This is a genomic window from Orbaceae bacterium lpD04, from assembly GCA_036251935.1.
Lineage (GTDB): Bacteria > Pseudomonadota > Gammaproteobacteria > Enterobacterales > Orbaceae > Orbus > Orbus wheelerorum.
Genome location: CP133967.1, coordinates 2649755 through 2671321 on the forward strand (window position 1 = coordinate 2649755; position 21567 = coordinate 2671321).

Annotated in this window: 17 protein-coding genes; 1 reads left to right on the forward strand and 16 read right to left on the reverse strand. The window is 36.0% G+C overall.

The window, feature by feature from the left end; all coding sequences use genetic code 11:
- Window positions 1-17: 17 nt before the first annotated feature.
- Window positions 18-1991, reverse strand: coding sequence for a TonB-dependent receptor (locus RHO14_11725; GenBank protein WVD71003.1), 1974 nt, complete (start codon window positions 1989-1991; stop codon window positions 18-20).
- Window positions 1992-2309: 318 nt separating this feature from the next.
- Here RHO14_11725 and RHO14_11730 point away from each other — a divergent pair, with 318 nt between their 5' ends.
- Entirely contained in the window at window positions 2310-3236 is a 927-nt protein-coding gene (locus RHO14_11730; protein WVD71004.1) for an ABC transporter substrate-binding protein, read from the forward strand.
- Between the two features lie 357 nt (window positions 3237-3593).
- On the opposite strand, the gene RHO14_11735 is transcribed toward RHO14_11730, so the two are convergent.
- The 15 genes from RHO14_11735 to RHO14_11805 all read right to left on the reverse strand — a co-directional run bounded on the left by RHO14_11735 (window position 3594) and on the right by RHO14_11805 (window position 21527).
- Window positions 3594-4076, reverse strand: a complete 483-nt coding sequence (locus RHO14_11735) for a hypothetical protein (GenBank protein WVD71005.1) — start codon at window positions 4074-4076, stop codon at window positions 3594-3596.
- 12 nt (window positions 4077-4088) lie between these two features.
- Window positions 4089-9386 carry a DUF637 domain-containing protein gene (locus RHO14_11740; GenBank protein ID WVD71006.1) on the reverse strand — a complete coding sequence of 1766 codons (5298 nt, stop codon included), beginning with the start codon at window positions 9384-9386 and terminating at the stop codon, window positions 4089-4091.
- A 23-nt stretch (window positions 9387-9409) separates the two neighbouring features.
- Complete coding sequence (locus RHO14_11745; protein ID WVD71007.1) at window positions 9410-11074, reverse strand: ShlB/FhaC/HecB family hemolysin secretion/activation protein; 1665 nt, start codon at window positions 11072-11074, stop codon at window positions 9410-9412.
- Window positions 11075-11361: 287 nt separating this feature from the next.
- Window positions 11362-12606 (reverse strand): beta-ketoacyl-ACP synthase II, encoded by a 1245-nt coding sequence (gene fabF / locus RHO14_11750; GenBank protein WVD71008.1) that lies wholly within the window; start codon window positions 12604-12606, stop codon window positions 11362-11364.
- Between the two features lie 130 nt (window positions 12607-12736).
- Window positions 12737-12970, reverse strand: a complete 234-nt coding sequence (gene acpP / locus RHO14_11755; protein ID WVD71009.1) for an acyl carrier protein — start codon at window positions 12968-12970, stop codon at window positions 12737-12739.
- 147 nt (window positions 12971-13117) lie between these two features.
- Window positions 13118-13852, reverse strand: a complete 735-nt coding sequence (fabG, locus tag RHO14_11760) for a 3-oxoacyl-ACP reductase FabG (protein WVD71010.1) — start codon at window positions 13850-13852, stop codon at window positions 13118-13120.
- A 12-nt stretch (window positions 13853-13864) separates the two neighbouring features.
- The gene (fabD, locus tag RHO14_11765) at window positions 13865-14800 is read right to left on the reverse strand and encodes an ACP S-malonyltransferase (GenBank protein ID WVD71011.1); all 936 of its coding nucleotides are present in this window, start codon (window positions 14798-14800) and stop codon (window positions 13865-13867) included.
- Between the two features lie 131 nt (window positions 14801-14931).
- A complete protein-coding gene (locus RHO14_11770) occupies window positions 14932-15885 on the reverse strand; it encodes a beta-ketoacyl-ACP synthase III (GenBank protein WVD71012.1) in 954 nt (317 codons plus the stop codon).
- Window positions 15885-16907, reverse strand: coding sequence for a phosphate acyltransferase PlsX (plsX, locus tag RHO14_11775; GenBank protein WVD71013.1), 1023 nt, complete (start codon window positions 16905-16907; stop codon window positions 15885-15887). Before plsX ends, RHO14_11770 begins: the two co-directional genes overlap by 1 nt.
- 22 nt (window positions 16908-16929) lie before the next feature.
- A complete protein-coding gene (rpmF, locus tag RHO14_11780; GenBank protein WVD71014.1) occupies window positions 16930-17097 on the reverse strand; it encodes a 50S ribosomal protein L32 in 168 nt (55 codons plus the stop codon).
- A gap of 15 nt (window positions 17098-17112) precedes the next feature.
- Window positions 17113-17634: a 23S rRNA accumulation protein YceD gene (yceD, locus tag RHO14_11785; GenBank protein WVD71015.1), complete on the reverse strand. Its 522-nt coding sequence runs from the start codon at window positions 17632-17634 to the stop codon at window positions 17113-17115.
- A gap of 278 nt (window positions 17635-17912) precedes the next feature.
- Window positions 17913-18488 carry a division/outer membrane stress-associated lipid-binding lipoprotein gene (gene dolP / locus RHO14_11790; GenBank protein ID WVD71016.1) on the reverse strand — a complete coding sequence of 192 codons (576 nt, stop codon included), beginning with the start codon at window positions 18486-18488 and terminating at the stop codon, window positions 17913-17915.
- 45 nt (window positions 18489-18533) lie between these two features.
- A complete protein-coding gene (locus tag RHO14_11795) occupies window positions 18534-19130 on the reverse strand; it encodes an SIS domain-containing protein (GenBank protein WVD71017.1) in 597 nt (198 codons plus the stop codon).
- A gap of 40 nt (window positions 19131-19170) precedes the next feature.
- Window positions 19171-19524 carry a YraN family protein gene (locus RHO14_11800; GenBank protein WVD71018.1) on the reverse strand — a complete coding sequence of 118 codons (354 nt, stop codon included), beginning with the start codon at window positions 19522-19524 and terminating at the stop codon, window positions 19171-19173.
- Window positions 19524-21527 carry a penicillin-binding protein activator gene (locus RHO14_11805; protein WVD71019.1) on the reverse strand — a complete coding sequence of 668 codons (2004 nt, stop codon included), beginning with the start codon at window positions 21525-21527 and terminating at the stop codon, window positions 19524-19526. Before RHO14_11805 ends, RHO14_11800 begins: the two co-directional genes overlap by 1 nt.
- Window positions 21528-21567: the final 40 nt, after the last annotated feature.

Consider the following 21567-nt stretch of genomic DNA (forward strand, 5'->3'; position numbering starts at 1 on the left):
ACGAAGGGAATTAAACACTAAAAACTGATTTCAGTCCCAACCCAATAACGGCGACCTTCAAGCGTCTTACCAAAATCAGTATTTTCAACCTTTTTATCAAATAAATTATAAATGCCGGTAAATAATTTAGTTTGCTTATTAACAGAATAAGAAGCCCCTAAATCCCAAAAAGTATAACCTGGGTATTTTTTACCTTGCACGCCTTTACTGCCCGCGGCGGTTTCCTCGCCATAATAAGCGACTTTTGCCCACAAGTCCCATTGCTCGGTAACAAACCAATCTAGCTGAGAGTTAAATTTTTGCCTTGGCGTACGATTTAATGATAATCCCTTATTAATACCACTTTTTTGTTCGGACTTTGTCCATGTATAACTTGTGTTTAATAAGAGTTTATCAAATAAAGGCGTTTTCAACGATAGCTCAATTCCTTTAATATCAGCTTTATCCACATTTTCACGCGATTGAACAAAATCAAAGCGGCGGGCTCCTATTGAGCATAAACCGTTGTTTGTGGCATCATCACAGAGGTAATAAGATTGAATTTTGTCTTTAAACTTTGTATAAAAAACAGTCGCACTGGCATTTAGTCCACTTTCGTTACTATAATCTAAACCTAATTCAATATTATCCGATTTTTCCGGCTTCAAATTAGGATTACCAATAATAACGCCATCCCGAGAGTCTCCGCCCGTGACTTGCCCCCAGTCAGCAACCACATAACGTAATAATGGCGTTGCATAACCCGATGAATACCCGCCTTTTAAGGTATAGTTTTCAGTAATGTCCCATACGGCATAAATACGCGGATTCCAGTTCGTACCATAATTTTCATCTTTATTAAACCGAATACCACCCGTTAGGGCAAAATTATCAAGTATTTGCCACTCATCTTCGGCATATAATGCATAATTCCAGCGATCGATTTTATTTACTGAGGGACTAAATTGATTACCTTTATCATTAAGCTCTTGATAAGTGTAATGACCGCCAACGGTTAACATATGGTTTTCGAGTGGAATTAAAAACTGGCTATCAAAATCACTGTTTTCCACTTTCATATCTCTTTTTGGGTTATCATTACCTTCGTAAGAGAAAAACGTTTTTGAGGTAAATCCGTTCCAATGCCCTTCATGAGTTAAAGCATACGAATTACGGCGGTTATCACGATCAAAATCATCTTTGCGAGTAAGTGCTCTCGTTTTACCTCTTGTTGCTGAAGTATTTTGCAATGAACGGCCAAAATCTAATTGAAATAGTTGATTATCGGTCGCTTGTAAGAATAATTTACCGTTTAAACTGCGTAATTTTTGCTCTGCATGGCCATTTACAAACTCATCTTCTCCGCGATCCGAGTACTGCCCATAAAGTTGTAACCCTAACATATCGGCAACTAATGGCCCGGCTAATGCAAAATTACTATTGTAATAATTCTTAGCGTCAGAATCTTCTTGAAAAACTGACTCTAATCGAACACTACCTTGCCATTTGTCTAACACTTTTTTAGTGATAACATTAATAACGCCGCCCATTGCATCAGAGCCATACAAAGAAGACATTGGCCCTCTAACCACCTCGATACGCTCAATTGCTGATAGTGGCGGTAACCAGCCTTGCTCAAAACCAGATCCATCACTATTTGGCCTTGTTTCCCGAGTATTAACTTTTTTCCCATCAATTAGAATTAAAGTATATTTAGCGTCCATACCTCGGATACTAATATCTGTACCATCACCGCCGCCTGAAATATTGACGCCTGGGATATCTTTTAAGGCATCAGTCACATCTCGATACGGCTTATTATCAATCTCTTTTTTAGTAATCACTGAAATTGTTGCTGGTGCATTTTTTATTTGTTGTTCAAATCCAGAAGCAGTTACCACTATCGTATCCATATTTGATTCATTTTCAGCGAGTACTAACGGTGATAGTGAAAGTAGTAAACTCGTTTTTATTGCTTGAGAAAGAATTTTTATCGTCAAATTTTTTTTCATCAGTTGGGCTCATCAATTAATAATAATTATCATTTACATTAAGGTGAGCAAAAAAATTACATCAAATGCGAACAATTATCAATATCTTTTCAAAAATTTATTAATTATCTGACAAATTAGACTGAGCATCGTAATTTTTAATATGCAACATCCAATAACAATCAATTTTTTATAGCATAATTATGCATTACAACAAAAATTTAACGAAAAAATCGAGTGTTACATAATAAATAGATTGGTAAATACATTTATTACTGGACAATTTCTAATTCTTATAAATAATAATGATTACCATTTGCATTTAATTGAGAGATGAATATGAATCACAATAAAAAAATTATTCTAAGCAGTATCGCCGCAATTATTTTAGGATTAACTGGTTGTCAGTCTAATCATACTATTACCGTTGATGATCATAATAAAATGGTCACAATCCCTAGCTCACCACAAAAAATTGTCGTTATAAATTATGGTGCTTTAGATACCCTTGATGCACTTGGCCAAAATAAGCGCGTCATTGGTACATCACTGTCTTCTTTGCCTAATTATCTTAATCAGTATAAAAAATCGAATGTGCTTGATACAGGAAAAATGAAAGAGCCTAATATTGAGGTGATTAAAGCCGCTAATCCTGATTTAATCATTATCGGCGGCAGACAAGCGAGCAAGCAAAATGCGCTAACTAAAATTGCTCCTGTGATTAATTTAGATGTCGATGCACAAAACTACCTTGAATCAGCAAGCAATAATATTACTTTGCTTGGGAAAATAACTCAGAGCGATAAGATTGCGGCAAATTATATTCAATCACTTGCAAATAATATCAATCAAGCACAGTCACTGACAACTAATAGTAATAAACGCGCCATTATTGCACTGCATAATGATGGTAAAGTAATGTTGATGAATAATGGTACAAATGCCGCCCTTATTTATGATGTATTAAACGTTAAACGCGCAGTAGCCGCGCCAGCTAATAATATTATAAAATCGGCAGAAAGACCAAAACCAACCTTTGTTGATAATCAATATATTGCAAACAATAAACCCGATATTATTTACCTAATTGACCGAAGTAAAGCGATTGGCGCTAATCCCATCAATCCAAATTATTTTGATAAAAAAGTATTAGTCAAAACAGGGACTAAAGTTGTATACCTAACTGCTGATATTTGGTATTTATCAGGCGGTGGAATTGAAAGCTTAGAACGCCAAGTTGATGAAGTGATTGAACCATTTAAGTAACTAAGTTAATAGTGACTTTTTAAACCATACTGGCAATTTTTATATATTTAACATAAATAATAAACAGTTTAAAAAGTCACATAATATACCTATAACCTAACTTTCGTTCAAAACTTATCGTGGTATGTGTTTTTAATGTAAAAAATAATCCTAAGTTCAATATCTAAAGGCTAACTGCTTTAACGAACTTGGATGCAATATTGAGTCATTTAGTCACCTTCATAAATATAATGACTAGTTAATAGCTGAGGTAGTAAATTAAACTAATGATTAATCAATAATTAGTTAAGTTTCGTGAGGCAAATAGTAGAACGTAAAAATCCCAGCTTTAGGCTGGGATTTTGGTTATTATATGATTTACGTTATAGGTTCTAAAGAGACCGCCATTTCTAAAGTTACTTCGTGATATCTCTGCCCAAAATTACGTATTGCTTCAGGCTTTAGTTCATCAAGCGCGTATACAACACTTGCCATATAGCCAACTTTGAAAAGGTTAGCATCTTCATATTTATTAACATAAATACCCACAGTTTCAATAGACCCATCCTCGAGTAATAGATCTATTGTATTATTAATTTGGGAAGGATCTTGCCCGGCAACATAAGCTTTTTTGATTATCCCAGAAAGAGAACGTAATTTTATTTTTCCTTGCTCGATATTCTCCCACCATTTTTGTGAACCAAAAAGGCCATAAGAGCCACGCAAGCCAACATAAGGCTTTGAATTATCAAGTGTTAGTGATTGAACTAAATTCATGTACTCTGGATCAACCACTAATTTTTCAGATAAGAAATATACTATTTTCATAGGATGATTCATTTTTTCTAATTTTAAAAACATAATTAATCCTTTTTATTCAATTTTTTCAAAATGAACAATATTTTTATTAAAAATTTTGATCCCTTCGCCTTGTCCAAGCTGAGTTGTCATTTGTCCTTTTTCGACCTTAAATCGAGTATTCGTTGCCATCCATTCTCCCGTTTTAGTTGACATATTGGGAAATTCTTTTGCTGTAGCGCCATTGGCTGCAATACCTATTTTCTCAAGCTCAGAAAACGTACCTGGTTTGACTACAATTTTTACAGTTACACCCTCATATTTTGATGAATATAATAACACTGGCGACACTGAGGTTTCAGTTGTTGCAGGCATTATGCCTGTTTCTATAAATTTATCAAATTGTGGTTTTGACATTGTCCTATAAACAATTTCATTTCCATAAGAATCGTATTGTTGTACTGGATTTAATGGATTTTTCGCTATATTAGAAGGAATACCAATCGCGTCACTCGTCCACTTTCCAACTTGATTAGCAGTTTTCGACTCAGTAATTATAATATTATCAATTTTATTGTAAATAATATTTGTTTTATCTGTTTTTCCAATAAGGACTGTATTTACCATTTCTGGCGTAACACTTATTAATCCTTTCTCTTTACCTACCATCAAAACAGTAAGATCTTCTAGTTGCGCTTTTGATAATCCTTTACTTAGTGCGGTTCCACCAACCCCAATAGCTATTCCTGCTGGAGCGGCATCAGCTCCCAGCATCTCTATCGCCCAAATACTTACCTGATTTACACATAATGCAGGATTAGCTGAACATGCTGCAATGGCAGAATTTGCTGCTGCGATAGCTGTCGGAGCATAAATACCAGTTATCACCCCTCCAATGATAATGACTTGTGGTGTCCCATATTCTACTATAGTTTTATTATAACTATCTATTCCATCATTGATAATAAGTTGCTCACAAAGCTTATCTCCTCCACATCGGGCTTCTGCGGCTTTGACAATGGCCACACCAAAGTGGTTATTTTCAGCAACAAGATACCCAGCATTAGAACCACTATAAACACCTTCTGGAGAACGTGCAACAATAGCGCCAGCAACAGCACCCGTCAATTTACCAATATTAAGCATTGTTGTCTGATAGTAATTATCACTTTCCAAATTATTACTTTTAAAATTACTGCCTAACGTTACTAAAGCTAGTCCTGAAGCAAAAGCACCTGCAGCGGCACCTTTGCCACTTCCACCACCAATTTCGGCTGCAATTGCCGAACTAGCCGCATGTGAAAAAAGTTTGCCTGTCGTACTTGTAATATAACCGCCATGACCAATCCAGTTTGCAGCTTCAGCATTGACTTGATTGCCAATATTACTAAGTAAAGCAGTAGCGAAACGGTCTTTAAAGCTGCCACCATTGATTGCCGTATTAACACTGGAATCGATAATTGAGCGACCAATTACACTTTGTGCCACTTTACCCCATTCACCATTTGAGATTAATGTTAGTTTTTGGGTTGGATCTATCGCATTTACATTCGCATTCGGGTTTGCATTTTGGCTAATACCAAAAGCCTGATCGAACCCTGCCATCGCGCCACCAACGATCATTGATGTTGCTATCGACTTAATCGATTCATTGCTCCCTAAATCGTGTAATGTTTTTGAAATATTACCTTTATTTTCAACTAAACTAATCGCAGCTTTTGAGCTTAAAGCAGTAAAGCCAGCGGCTACGCCTTGGGTTACAACTGCTCCTGTAGCTCCTGTTGCGCCGACACTTCCGGCAACAGCGCCACCTGCAGCTAAACCTGCTCCCGAAGTTACAACCGCGACCGCAACAGCGATTACGGCCGCAATAACAGGATTAAGAGATTGTGTACTATAGTCCCAGCTACTATAGGCATCTTGAACTTTATTCCATTCAACATCACCTTTTTTATCTAAATCTTTTAGCCAACTGGTGCCTTCAGTATTACTAAGTAGGGATAATGCATTACTTAATGATTGTGTTTTTTGTGCAATAATATCGGCGGTAATGCCATTAGCTGCATCGACAGTAAATTCGCCACCGGCATTAATAACAGGTAGCCGCCATGTCTCTTTTTCATAGCCTTTATCACTTTGTTTTATAAAAAAGCCAGTAGATTTAACGATTTTTTGATTAAATTCAGTATCACTAACACCTTCAAAAATTACTTTACCGCTAGTACTTGCAAGCTTAATATCTTTACCGGCATTGATTTGACTTGCTTGATATATGCTATCACCAGAACTAATTAGGGTAATATCATCATTAGCAGTAAAATCAACAACTTGATTTACCACATTACGAGTTGTTTTAATAACTGTTTTCTTTTTACCATACCATTTACGTTTAGTGGTTTTAGTTTCATAAAAGCTGCTTTCTTGCATTGCCTGTGCAAATAAAAAACCACCTTTTGCCGCAGCATTGATAGATTTTTCGGCATCAAGATCCGTTGCTTGAAGTAAAATGCTACTATCAGACTGTAGATTTAAATTACCGCCGCTACTTAATACGACGTTTTGCTGGGTCGTATTTGCAGATTTTGTTTTACCTAACTGAGTTTCACTACTGTTTACAACGGAGTTAAACTCCATTTTACCATGAGAACTTAACTGCATATCTCCGCCCGAGGTAAAATTGGCCCCATTCGCAATTAAATCGCCGTTAACCGCAACAGTTAATTTTTTAGCGGCATTAATATCAGTAACAACATGTAGGTTTTTAACAGTATTTGGTTGATTGATCGTATAAGCAACCGCGGGTAATAAAAAATCACGTCCAACAATTAAATCAATATTACCTTTGCTTTGAATCGTTGCCGCTTTAGAATAAAGATCACGTCCAGCAGAAATCATTACATTACCGACTGAATCAATAACACTACTTAATTCTGGTTCTTTTTCAGCAGGAAAAAACTTTTGTCTTAGTTCAGTATCTAAAACGCGCGGAATTAAAATGGCATCATTACCGGCAATAATATTAACTTCTTTTCCTGTTTTTATTTTTACGCCATCAATATGTACATCATTAGCTGATTTTATTGTTGCCAAGCCTCTAATATTAGTTAAAGTCGTACGATTAAAAAGATCATTAAACTTACTAACAATTTCTTTTGATATGTTCTTTTGAGAATCTGATTCATTAACGACATATCCTCCGCCTAATGCTTGCCCTAGAATATTTTGATATTTTATATTATATGGAAAGCTAGATAGTGCAAATAATTGATTTGTATTTCTTATTTTAAAATCATTCCCAGCAGAAATTGATAATTTATTTCCAGCAGCTATTACTTGATCCTCTAGTAAAATATTTCCTCCGGCATCAATATATAAATCTGAACCATAAAGCCCTCCCAGAACCACTTCAAATTCCTTGCGCATTTTTGCTGTGTAATAATCATGCGGTGGGGAAAAGAACATTGTTCCCCCCATCGTTCTGGCATCGATACTTCCATTTCGGCTAATTAGAGATAGGGTGTAAGCTGATAATTGACTTTGATTTAATGTTATATTATTTACAGCTGCTATATTAAGTTCGTTGGACGACACAAGGCTATTATTAAATTCAATATTATTATTTGCGATCAGAGAAAGGGAACGCATAGATTCAATATATGCATCCATCTTGATATTATTTGCCTTTAAAACTGAATTTTCTTCAACCCTTATATCATAAAAATTTAGTCCACTTTTTTTTTCGCTATTATAAAAAAATGCGTAATTATTCGAATCGCTATTTATAAAAGATATATCGCGTTCAAAATCAGCAACAAGATGATCAGAAATAATAGAGGCCCCAAATCTTTTACTAGCAAAAAATTGATTCCCCTCTAAATGATAACCAATATCATTCATTACAGGACTTGTCTTCCCCCCCCAGCCCTTTGTTTCATTTAAATGTTTAGAATAAAAAAGACCACTGTTTCCTATATATTTCGTTTCGTTAATAAAATCTCCGCCCGTCAAAAACATTTCTCGCTGGGATATAATATAGGCAGCACTATTCCATAGAATATTACTATTAATATATAACGTTTTGCTAGCATCGATAACTGATAAAATAATTTTGTTTGCAAGAGTGTATATTATTTGGGGTTGAGACTCATAATCTAATTTAGTTGCTTGTTGCATATTGACAATAATTTCGGTTTTATTTTCAACACTATCAGCCCGAATAACTAAATCACCAGTATTGGTTCGAATTATACCCGAGATATTTTTTAATGAGTTACTACGGGTATCATTGACATCTTTTTGGATCCAAAGATTATTATTCGCCGCAATAGTTGCTTCAGTATTGACGATATTATCAGCATACAGCCGCATATCTTTACTGGCGACAATTTGGCTATTATTATTCGTAATAGCATCGGCAATAATGGTCATATTTCCACCGCTAGTCACCTTTTTACTGTTGATGACATTTACCGATTTGCCGGTAATATTAAGATCATTATTAGCTTGAGTATTACCTAACTGAATTTTACCGTCTGCAGCTAATATAATATTACCACTATTACTTACCAAATTATTTACATTGATGCCAACACCGCTTTCAGTCGAAACTAAATGGATCTGATTTGCATACATGCCGCCAAGCGCTTTGGTGTCAACTGATACTATTGGTTTATCATTAATACCTGTTAGTTCCGTCACTTTTCCTGTTGCGTAATCAATTTTATTGGTACCTTGAATAAAAGTCAGATCTTGAGCATTGATCTGTCCATTGATTTCAGCTGTACGGCTGATGATATCGGTATAATCAACATTTGACACATCCATGCCATTACTACCAATAACGATCGCACCTTTAGTTACCGTTAATGCCTCAATTGCACCATTTTTATCAAAAGAAGGAGTACCCGTTGTTAGTGTTACGCCTTTGGTATTAATAAAACCGCAACCGTCACAAGTGATCCCATTTGGGTTAGCAATTAAAATATCGGCTTTTTGACCAAAAATTTCGGTTTTACCGTTAAGTTGGGATTTTCCATTACCAACGACTTCATTAATAATAAGTTTTGCACTAGCGCCATTTAAATTGCTATTGGCATTAATTTGACCGGCGAGTTGAGATTGACCTGCTTGAGTGGCATTATTTAGCACTGCACCTTTGCTATCAACATTAAAATCGACAAACTGGTTGTGTGATATCCCCGCTTGGTTCGGTTTAGTAATATTAATAACCGGAATATCATTCACATGTTGAATTTGCGTATTACTATTTTGAGCCGTGATTGCAGCCGCCATAGCGGGTTGTAATGGGTAAAGAAGTGTTAACCCAATTAAACAATAACCAATACACCGATTCGATCTTTTTTCGATATTCATATTGTTTCCCTTATATTAATAACTTAAAAATTCAGTGATAATTGCAAATAACTAACCCAACGGTCGGGATTGATTATTTCTGGATAGAACAAAGGCTTACCAATGGTTAATGAAGTGTTATAGTAATGATTATCAGATAAAGCGACCCCAAGTGCGATCCCAGTCATATTGCCGCCATCAACTTGGCTTTTTTGGGATTTAATCCATCCGGTATCAATAGCGGCAGTTACTGATAGAGAGCGAATAGTACCATTGAACCGAGTTTGATGAGTCAGCTCATTACGCCAATAAAATCCCTTATTACCACTTAATGAGTCCTCTTTAAAACCACGTACTGAGTATTCACCACCGATCGAAATACGCTCTGTTGAATAAAGATTTTGCTTTGACCATTGCCCGTAGACTGAAGTTAAATAGTTCACCGATTCGGTTAGGGGCTTATAATAACTACTACTAATAGATAACTTGGTAAATTGACTTTTTGGCATTCCATCGGTTACCTGTTTGTCAGAAGTAGAATTAAATAGATGTAATCCCTGAGATAATGAAGGATTAAAGGTAACGTAACCTTGTTTAAAAACGGTACTATAATCAAGACCTACAGCAGCAATATTTAGCGTTGGGCTACTGATAGTCAGTTGCTGTTTCGCGATGCTACTTTGATTATTTTTGTTGGTAAAGTTAGCATTTAGGGTAAGTTTGGTTTCACTATCGCGGTGCAGTAACCGGTTTGATGTAAATCGCTGCAACTGATTTTTCCCTTTATAGCGCCATTGATTAAACACTAACGGAATATCATAATAGAAAAAGTTATTGGAATAGAGATAATCAAAAGTCCAATATCCATAAGGGAGTGATATTTGGCCAGTAAAACTACGATTCGCTTTGTTTTGACGAAAGTTACTGTTACTCGCGAATGAGAAGCGCCAAACATCAGCTAGCTGTAATGGATTTTCTATCGATAGATGGATATCACCTTGTGCAACTCCGGTTGATTTTTGCCCACCATTATTGATTCCAAAACCTAAAAACAGTGGCGTTGCTCGAGGTGTTTGGTTGGTTAATATAATCGTTGAATAACCGTCTTGACTTGAAGGCTGAATGCTAATGGTTATCTGTTTGGATTTTAAGCGATTTAATTGTTCTAATCCTTGTTCAATATCGCGTAAATTTAAAACATTGCCCTTGATATTAGGTAACGCCATCATTAAAAGTGTTGGTGATCCACCATCCAAATAAATCTCATCAACTTTCCCTTCTACTACCGAAATAATTAATGTTCCACTTGAAATATCTTGTTCTTCTAAATAGGCCGATGAGGTAACAAAGCCTTTACCGATATAGTAGTTAGTGACTGACTTGACAATAAATTGTATTTTTTCGAGTGATAAACATTGATTTAAATATTGACTGGTAAGTTGTTTCTGGGCTTTTATCGGTAGATGATCAGCCCCTTTAAATTCGATTTTTTGGATGGTAAAACATAGTATTGCTTGTTCGGAAGGTTTATTAATTATTTCTGGTTTAATATTATAGGACTGCTTTAGGGAATCGCGTTGCTGCTGTGCTTGTTCCAATAGCTGCTTTTGCTGTTCATTAATCATATTTTGATCAGCAGGGTTGACCGTACCAAAACTAGGTAGTATAGAAAAAGAGTAAATAAATAATATCAATAATTTATATTTCATTCCTTTGATGCTCCTTTTAATACGACTTTAAATAATAATGATTATCATTTATCTAAATGTAATCGTAAAAATTTAGCAAGGCAAGTATTAATTTTCCGTAAATATTAGTTAAATTATGAAATATGAAAAATAATAATGAATATTGAGGCAGATCAATTTTTAATAAAGAAATAGATGTGTATAAGTTGAAATCTGATAATACGGAATTGATAAAATGATTGAACTATTGATGTGATTTTAGCAAATAAAAACGCCGCTTTCGCGGCATTTTTATTTGCTAAGAAAAATTAAATTTTCTTAAATAGAACAGAGCCGTTAGTACCGCCAAAACCAAATGAATTACAAAGTGCATACTCCATATTTTTCACTTGCCTTGCGGTATGAGGAACATAGTCTAAATCACAACCTTCATCTGGGTTATCTAGATTAATTGTTGGTGGAATAGCTTGATCCCGTAGTGCAAGTATTGTAAAGATTGACTCAACAGCACCTGCAGCGCCTAACAGGTGACCAATCATTGACTTAGTTGAGCTAACCATTACTTTATTGCTGTTTTCTTTAAAAATCGATTTTACAGCTTGAGTTTCCGCTTTGTCACCCGCAGGTGTTGACGTACCATGAGCATTAATATAACCCACTTGCTCTGGTGTAATGCCCGCATCACGGATAGCACATTCCATTGCAAGTGCAGCGCCACTACCATCTTCTGGTGGTGAAGTCATGTGATAAGCATCGCCACTCATACCAAAACCGACAATTTCAGCATAAATCTTAGCGCCGCGCTTTTTAGCATGTTCATATTCTTCTAAGAACATAATACCAGCGCCATCACCAAGCACAAAACCATCACGATCTTTATCCCAAGGACGACTTGCCGCTTTAGGATTATCATTATATGTTGATAACGCTCTTGCTGCGCCAAAACCACCAATGCCTAAAGGTGTGCTCGCTTTTTCACCGCCACCAGCAAGCATTGCATCAGCATCACCATAAGCAATCATACGCGCAGCATGACCAATATTATGAACACCCGATGAGCACGCTGTCGCGATAGAAATACTTGGTCCTCGTAAACCATAAATGATAGATAAATGGCCAGCTATCATATTTACAATCGTCGAGGGCACAAAAAATGGACTAATTTTTCGAGGCCCACCATTAACTAAAGAACTATGATTCTCTTCAATTAGGCCTAAACCACCAATACCAGAACCAATCGCGCAACCAATACGTTTTGCATTTTGTTCTGTTATTTCGATGCCGGCATCTTGCATCGCTTGAACACCTGCAGCAATACCGTATTGGATAAAATAATCCATTTTACGAGCATCTTTACGGGTGATATTATAATCTTCGCCATTAAAGCCTTTTACCATAGCAGCGAAACGTGTTGCGAAAGGGGTTGTATCAAAGTGTTCAATAAATTCTACACCGCTTTGACCTGCTAATAATGCCTGCCATGTAGACTCAACTGTATTACCAACTGGAGATATTAGCCCCATTCCAGTAATAACAACTCTGCGTTTAGACACGTTGTTCCTCCTGAAAAGGATTAGAGTAAGAACTGCACCTATTTTTCATAATAAGGCAACTGTGATGTTTGTATCTAGACAAAAACTAGGCGATCATATGACCGCCTAGTTTAATATTCTCTGCTAAACCTTATTGATTTGCAGTCACATAATCGATTGCTGCTTGAACCGTTGTGATTTTTTCAGCTTCTTCATCAGGAATTTCAGTATCAAATTCTTCTTCTAAAGCCATAACTAATTCAACTGTATCAAGAGAGTCAGCACCTAGATCTTCAACGAAAGAAGATTCATTTTTTACTTCGTCTTCTTTAACACCAAGTTGCTCAACAATAATTTTTTTAACTCGCTCTTCAATAGTGCTCATACTCTTTTTTCCTATAAATATCGCCAAAATCGGCGGTGATTGTAAGTTTATAAAATGTTGAAAAAGTTGCAACTAAATTTTTCAACAAAAGTGATTGTTTTGTTCTTTCTACTAAAAATTTGGTTCATTCTACACTATTGTAGCAGATTAAACCATATACATGCCACCATTGACATGTAAAGTTTCACCTGTGATGTAAGCAGCTTCATCTGAAACCAAGAAAGCAACGGCATTAGCAATCTCTTTTGGATCGCCTAAACGGTTTGCTGGCACTTGCGCTAAAATGCCACTACGCTGCTCATCTGAAAGCGCTTTAGTCATATCTGTTTCAATAAACCCTGGTGCAACAACATTCACAGTAATGCCGCGAGAAGCTATTTCCCGAGCAAGGGATTTACTAAAACCGATTAATCCAGCTTTAGCCGCCGCGTAGTTTGCTTGCCCTGCATTTCCCATCGTGCCGACAACCGAACCAATTGTGACAATCCTACCATAACGTTTTTTCATCATAGTACGCATTAATGCTTTTGTTAAACGAAATACAGAAGTTAAGTTAGTATCAAGAATATCTTGCCACTCATCATCTTTCATTCGCATCAATAGATTATCACGAGTGATACCAGCGTTATTGACTAGAATATCAATATCACCATACTGGGTTTTTATTGCATCAATAACCGTCTCAATTGATTTATCATCAGTTACATTTAAAGCGAAACCTTTACCATGAGAACCTAAATATTCACTAATTGCCGCAGCGCCACTTTCGGTTGTTGCAGTGCCAATCACGGTTGCACCATTTGCAACTAGCTTTTCAGCAATTGCTCGGCCGATTCCTCGGCTTGCCCCAGTAACTAAAGCAATTTTTCCAGATAAATTCATGTTAGCTCCTTTTTATTTAACACTTTCTAACGCAGTTAATAACGATGCAGAGTCATTAATTGCAGTACCAGAAAGCGAATCAACAATACGTTTAGTTAAACCTGTTAGAACTTTACCTGGCCCGACTTCAATAAGAATAGTTATCCCATTTTTGGCCATATATTCTACACATTCTGTCCAACGCACAGGACTATATAATTGCGCAATTAATGCATCTTTAATCGCTTGTGAGTCACTTTCCATTTTAACATTAACATTATTAATTACCGGGTATTTTGGTTGATTAAATGTAATATTTTTCAATGCCTCGGCTAACTTATCAGCAGCAGGTTTCATTAATGCACAATGCGATGGCACGCTAACAGGTAACGGTAACGCACGCTTAGCGCCCGCTTCTTTACATAAAATTCCCGCTCTTTCTACTGCTTCTTTATTACCAGCAATAACAACTTGACCTGGAGAGTTAAAATTGACAGGAGAAACAACTTGACCTTGCGCAGCTTGCTCACACGCCTTAGCAATTGACTCATTATCTAAACCGATGATTGCGTACATAGCCCCAGTCCCTGCGGGTACTGCTTCTTGCATTAATTTACCGCGAAGTTCGACTAATTTAATCGCATCATCAAAGTTAATTACGCCAGCACAAACTAAGGCTGAATATTCGCCTAAACTGTGACCAGCCATAAATTCTGGCATTGCACCATGTTCTTCTTGCCAAACACGAAAAATAGCAACAGATGCGGCTAGTAAAGCTGGCTGAGTGTTCCAAGTTTTATTTAATTCCTCTGCCGGACCAGCTTGAACTAGCTGCCAAAGGTCGTAACCTAGTACGGCAGATGCCTGAGAAAAGGTCTCTTTTATAATCGGATATTTATCGCTTAATTCATTAAGCATTCCAACTGATTGCGATCCTTGTCCAGGAAATACCATTGTAAACTTAGTCATTAATTTACCTTTTATCGTTCAGTAATCAAGTCGCAATTTCTTTTGAAATACCACTTTTACTCGTCAATTTTAAATAAAAAACTACCAGAAACTGCCTATTGGCTTATCTAGTTGTATTATAATCACTTATGCTAGAATCGAACTAAAACAGAACCCCAAACAAAACCACCACCGAACGCTTCTAACAGTAGTAATTGATCTCGTTTAATTCTTCCATCACGAACACCTTGATCTAATGCACAAGGTACTGAAGCCGCTGACGTATTGCCTTGTTTATCTAATGTAACAATGACTTTACTTATATCCATATCTAAGCGTTTTGCGGTTGCTGAAATAATTCGTAAATTAGCTTGATGTGGTACTAACCAATCCAACTCTGATTTATCAATATTATTTTCAATTAACATTTCATCAACTAGATTAGATAATTCGCGAACTGCGACTTTAAACACATCATTACCTTGCATCGTCATATAAGCTGGATTGTCAAGGTCACGTCTATCAACATTTGGATATTTGAGTAGTTCAGCGTAACGGCCATCGGCATGTAGATGTGTTGCAATAATTCCTGGTTGTTCTGAGTGGCCAACAATAACTGCCCCAGCGCCATCACCAAAAATAATAATCGTTCCACGATCTTGTGGATCTACTCCACGAGTCAACATATCAGATCCAACGACTAAAGCATATTTTACCGTGCCGCTTTTAACATATTTATCTGCAATATCTAATGCATAAACAAAACCAGAACACGCAGCAGAAACATCAAAAGCAATCAAATCGGGTAAATCTAATTTAGCTTGTAGCTCTACAGCGCTACTAGGAAAAGCATTAACAGATGTTGCTGTTGCAACGATAATTAAACCAATATCATTTTTATCAATGTTTGCCATATCGATGGCATTAATCGCAGCTTCGTAAGCCATCGATGTTACAGTTTCATCTGGAGCTGCAATTCGTCTTTCTTTAATACCTGTACGGCTTGAAATCCATTCATCACTCGTATCAACCATTTTCTCAAGATCGGCATTAGTTCTGATCTGTTTTGGAAGATAGCTTCCTGTGCCCAAAATTTTAGTATACATCAATTATTTTCGCTCTTAGGTAATGTAGAAGAAAGACTTGTTGCAATTCTTTCAGGTATATTATTTTTAATAGCTAATATTGCTTGTTCAATAGCAGCTAAAAACGATTTTTGATTAGCACTGCCATGACTTTTAATTACAATACTTTGTAAACCAAGTAAACATGCCCCATTATAATGGCTTGGATCTAAATGACCAAAATTTTTTGTCATCTTTTTTTGTAACCAGTAACCAGCAAGCTTCATTATTAATGAATGGCGCTTTGTCATTAACTGAGTCGATGATAAAAAGATTTTAATTAAGCCTTCAACTGTCTTTAATGTAACATTACCAACAAAACCATCACACACCAATACATCCGTTTTTCCAGTTAGTAATTCATTACCTTCCAGATAACCAATAAAATTAATTTTTTCATCTGATTTTAAAATACTAGCGGCAGCCCTAATGCGATCAAGCCCCTTAATATCTTCTTCGCCAATATTAAGCAAGGCAACACGAGGATTATGTATATTCAAAATACTACGTGCTAAAATATCGCCCATCAATGCAAATTGAACTAACATGTCACTATTACATTCAGCGTTAGCACCTAAATCAAGTACCACTGTATTACGGTTATTTAGTGCAGGTAAAGTCGCAACCAAAGCGGGTCTTTCAATTCCTTCAATAGAGTGAAGGAGTAACTTAGATAATCCCATCAATGCCCCAGTATTACCCGAGCTCACACAAGCTTGAGCTTGATTATTTTTTACCAGCTCTAGGGCAATCCTCATCGATGATCCTTGACTATGTCTAATTGCAAGTGAAGGCTTCATATCATTAGTAATAACTGACGTAGACTCGACAAATGTTAATCGTTGATAGCTTTTAGGCAATAGAGGTATTATTTCAGTCGGTTCACCAACTAAAATAATATGGAGATTGGGGTGACTATTTAAAGCTTGTAATGCTGCGGGAACAATGACGGGAGGACCGAAGTCCCCACTCATAGCATCTAACGCAATCGTTAGATTGTCCAAAATATCACCTAAAGATCAGGAATTACTTATTAATAACCTTACGACCACGGTAATAACCATCTTCGGTTACATGATGGCGTAAATGGGTTTTTCCTGATTCATCAACTGAAATATTTGCGACAGTTAATGCATCATGAGCACGACGCATACCGCGTTTCGCTCGAGTTTTTCGATTCTGTTGAACGGCCATGGACTAACTCCTCTCTTAAGGCTTATTTTTCAAACTAGCTAAAATTGCAAACGGATTAGGTTTGTCATCCTCAGTGGGAATCTCACCAAAAACCATATCTGCTTCCGACACTTCACAGTGCTGACTATCATGCACCGGTGCAATTGGCAGGCTAAGAATAATTTCATCCTCAACTAGCCCAAGCATATCCACTTCACCAAACTCATTAATTAAAGCTGGTTCATAGCATTCCGGCAACTCCTCTGCCTGAGCATCGCTCTTGACAGGGCTAAACTTATTTTTAACGTGAACGAGCAATTCAAATGGCTGCTGACAACGCTGACACATCAATGTAACAGATACTTTAGCATCCATTTCAATAACACAAAGTCGTTGCCTATCTATACCAAATGATAAAGCGCATTCGATGTTACTATTTACATTTTCAACTGACGCAGCTAAACGATTAGCATTTTTAGCGAGAAACTCACCAATATAATCCAATCTTTTTTGTGCTGTCTTAATTGGGTCAATTGTTAAAGGTAATCTATTTTCCATAAGGCGCGCATCTTACCGTTAAATCCCATTTTCGTCAATGGTATTATCACTATTTATTCGGATTGATGTAAGCCAAGTTAAATCAAATCCATCGAAATCATCTATTTTTTAGAACATTATTATCGGTTACACATCTACTTGAAGTGAGTAGATGTGTTATTTTTTAACATGAATTATAAATAGTATGAATGAGTATTATAACATTTATTAAAGATAATAAATAAGGTATTTTCGTAGCTAATACTACATTATTAGCTACGCCTTAGCATGATAATCAGTTAATTCACATAGGTAAAAATAGTTGTTACTAATTTAACGCCAGATACTTTGCTTGCTTTATCGGCGGCAAGGCGACCATCTTCAGGGGTTACAAAGCCAATCAAGAATACCTGCCCATCCTCAGTAATCACTTTTATATCACGTGCTTTTGTTTGTTTATCAGCAATAAGAGAAGACTTAACTTTGGTTGTGATCCAAGAATCATTCGTCATTGTGCCCGCACTAACTATCTGTCCTACCCTTATTTTATTATAGATTTTTTTCACACCATCTACGCTTTGAGCTAGCTCAAAAGCTTTATCAATCACTTCTTGAGATTTTGCTTGGCCAATTAATAACATATTGCCATCATATGCAGATGCAACGATGCGAGAACCTTTAAAATAATCACTTTCTTCTTTTAATTTTACGCCCATTCGCGAATCAAGGGTTGTGTCATCGACTTGAGTACCTGTTGTTCGAGGATCTGTTGCAACTTTTGCAACGCCAGCACCAGCACCTAAAAAAGCAGCAACGCAGCCTTGTAACATTAAAGAGCTTGAAATTACCACAGCAATTAATGCAACTTTTTTCATTTATATATTTCCTCTATTTAGTCTTTTCATTTATCTATCTTTATATTAGTTAGCTTCGTTGTGAATAAAAAGGGTATTTTCAATTAATTGACAAAGACAATTTAAAATAATTAATTGCATCTCACTAATCGTTCTCTCTTTATAGGACGGGATCCGTATTTCAATATCATTTTGCCCAAGTAAACCAACAACTGCCCCGCCATCACCACCCGTTAACGTAATGATCGTTAAATCCTTTATAACCGCTTCTTGTACCGCCTGTATAATCGATTTTTCATTACCATTCGGTGATAATACAATAAGAATGTCGCCTTGATTACCTAACGCCTGGATCTGCTTGGCATAAATATCATGAAGTTGATTATAATGATTTGCAATTGAGCTAATCAAAATATTGTCAGCAACCAGTGCTATAGCGGGTAAATTAGGACGTTCAATATCAATTCCACTCACTAATTGAGCAGTAAAATTCTGCGCATTCGCCGCTGAAATACTATTACCACACGTTAGTACTTTATTACCGTTTAATAGTGCACTAATAATAAGATTAACCGCATTTTCAATCGGCGTGCTCAGTGCTTCGGTCATTACGATTTGAGTTTGAATACTTTCTGTAAAATAATTTTTTATACTACTTTGCATCTTTATACCTAATCAATTTGTGAGTATTTATCTCGATTTTCTAACAACTGAATGCATTTTTTATCCAATGGTAATTTTCACCGGTAACGGCAAAGACATCGAAACGAAATTCCTTAATTTCAATGTCTATTCCCTGTTTTTGCATCCAATCATAAGCAGCTTGAATTATTTTATTTTGTTTTACTAGCGTAATAGTTGATTGAGCATCACCATATAATTCATTTTTACGATAGCGAACTTCAATAAATACTAGACAAGAATCATCTTGCATAATTAAATCAATTTCACCCAATCGCGATACACTATTTTTAGCAAGAAAGACTAATCCTTTTTCACATAAATAAAGACGAGCTTTCTCTTCATAATATAATCCTAATTGCCGCTTGCTTTGCATTAGTGAACAATAACATCCTCACCATTTAGATACTGATGCCATAAAAGTGTTCTGGTAACTTCACAATGAGAGCCTACGGATAATTTACCAGTCATCCCATCGAGCACATCTATTTGATAGGATTTTAACTGATTAAAATGATTAGCTAACTGCCAAGCATCAACGCCCATAGCATATAGACGAACTAAGGAATAATCATTTTTAATATAATTTGGTAATAGATCGATAAGCTCACTTTTATTCACAATTAAAGGAATATCGCTAAATTTAACTTTTTCCATATCATAACGAAAATCTTGTGTAGTATCAGCGCTATTGCTTCTTGAACTTGCATAAATAGCTGGGATATTTTTAACGATAGCAATACCATTACCTTTATTATCTAAACGGATATTGCCATTTTCATCTAGTTCCATCTTATCAGACTTCATTTCTAACATTGATTTAATTAGTGTTAGTTCATTGTGAGATGCATAAATATAAATAGCATCAAACTGTGGATTATCTAAATTAGTTGTCGATAATGGCGCACTGTTCTCATCTTGATTAAATGATAAGCTGTTACTTAGTTCTGTATCCGATGGGCTAAACTGTGTATTGCTTATTAATACGCCATCTAGTTCAATTCCTTTGCCTGAATTCATTTGGGCGCTTAATGATTGTTCTGAATCAAAATATTGAACATACACACCATTCATATAAGGATTAGTTAAACCCCATTGCTGAGCAAAGCTCTTAGCAACGCGCTCGCCTAAATCATTTTTAGGTACGATAAGTAATGGGACCTTTTTATTTTGGTTATGGATATAATTAGCAGAATCTTTTGCTTCATCTTCAGGAGATAAAGAAAAAAAACAAATTTGATTAGATTCGTTACCCGAAAAATCAGTGCTATCAACGTGGTTTAATGCCAGAACCGGAATCGACGGTGATGATTTCATTATAGCCAAAACATCTTGTTTTAGTAGCGGGCCAACAATTAACTCTGCACCCTGCTGCTGTGCTTTTTTCACTAATGAGTCTAATGCATTACCATTAGTATCGTAAATATAAATATTTTGTTGAGGCTCTTGCGGGTAAAGCCTTGCCGCATCAGAATAACCAAGACGAATTGCATCACCAAATACTTTCGAAGAACCACTTAATGGCAAAAATAGTGCAATACTTTTATTATTAATATTATCCGGTAAACGGTATTTTTCCCCATAAATATTTCTTGGCAAGTATAATGCTGCGGGATGGTTTGAATACTGTAATTGCCATTCATTTACCGCATTTTTAATTAAGTTGAACTGCGCTTCTTGCTTTTTGGTAACTGTATCTGGATCATCTGAATCGGTAACTTGATAGACGTTGGCATTGTTATTATAGGTATAAATTAGATCAACCCATCCTTGTAAAACAGGTTCATTAGCATAAACCAATATGCTCTCAATAGCAGATTGGTCTAATGCACGAAGAAAATTCCATGTATCGTTGATAGTACTATGCTGAAGGTCAGTAGAACCATATTGTTCTAGTTCAATATAATCTCTAACTTGAGAGTTAATATCATTATTTTGTCCATCAAAAATGATTTTTATTCTATAGTAACGAATTTTTTGTTCATCGCTAAGTTCATTAAATGGAACTTTAGTGAGGTCGAAATTTAGTCTACTTTTAGCAGCAAGCTCGCCCTTCAATAACATAACCTCTTTTTGCTGCGTAGGATTTAGGGCCGTTGTTAGCGGTAATTGATTTATTATTTGCTCAGCCTGAGTCAACTTATCCTCGATAATTAAAGAACGAATTGCCAGTAATTGCCAATCTATCTTTTCATTACCTGATGATGAAGATAACTGCGATAAATAATATTGAGACGTTTTTGTTTCATCAAAACTTAGCTGTCTTGATACATTAGTAGGGCATCCAGCTAAAAAACTAACTAGTATGGCAACAAAAACAATTTTCAAGAAAACCAGCGATCGACAAGGCTGATTATCAAGTGAGTGTGATTTAGGCATTATAAAATCTCATCTACTATATAAATAATGATAACTGTTT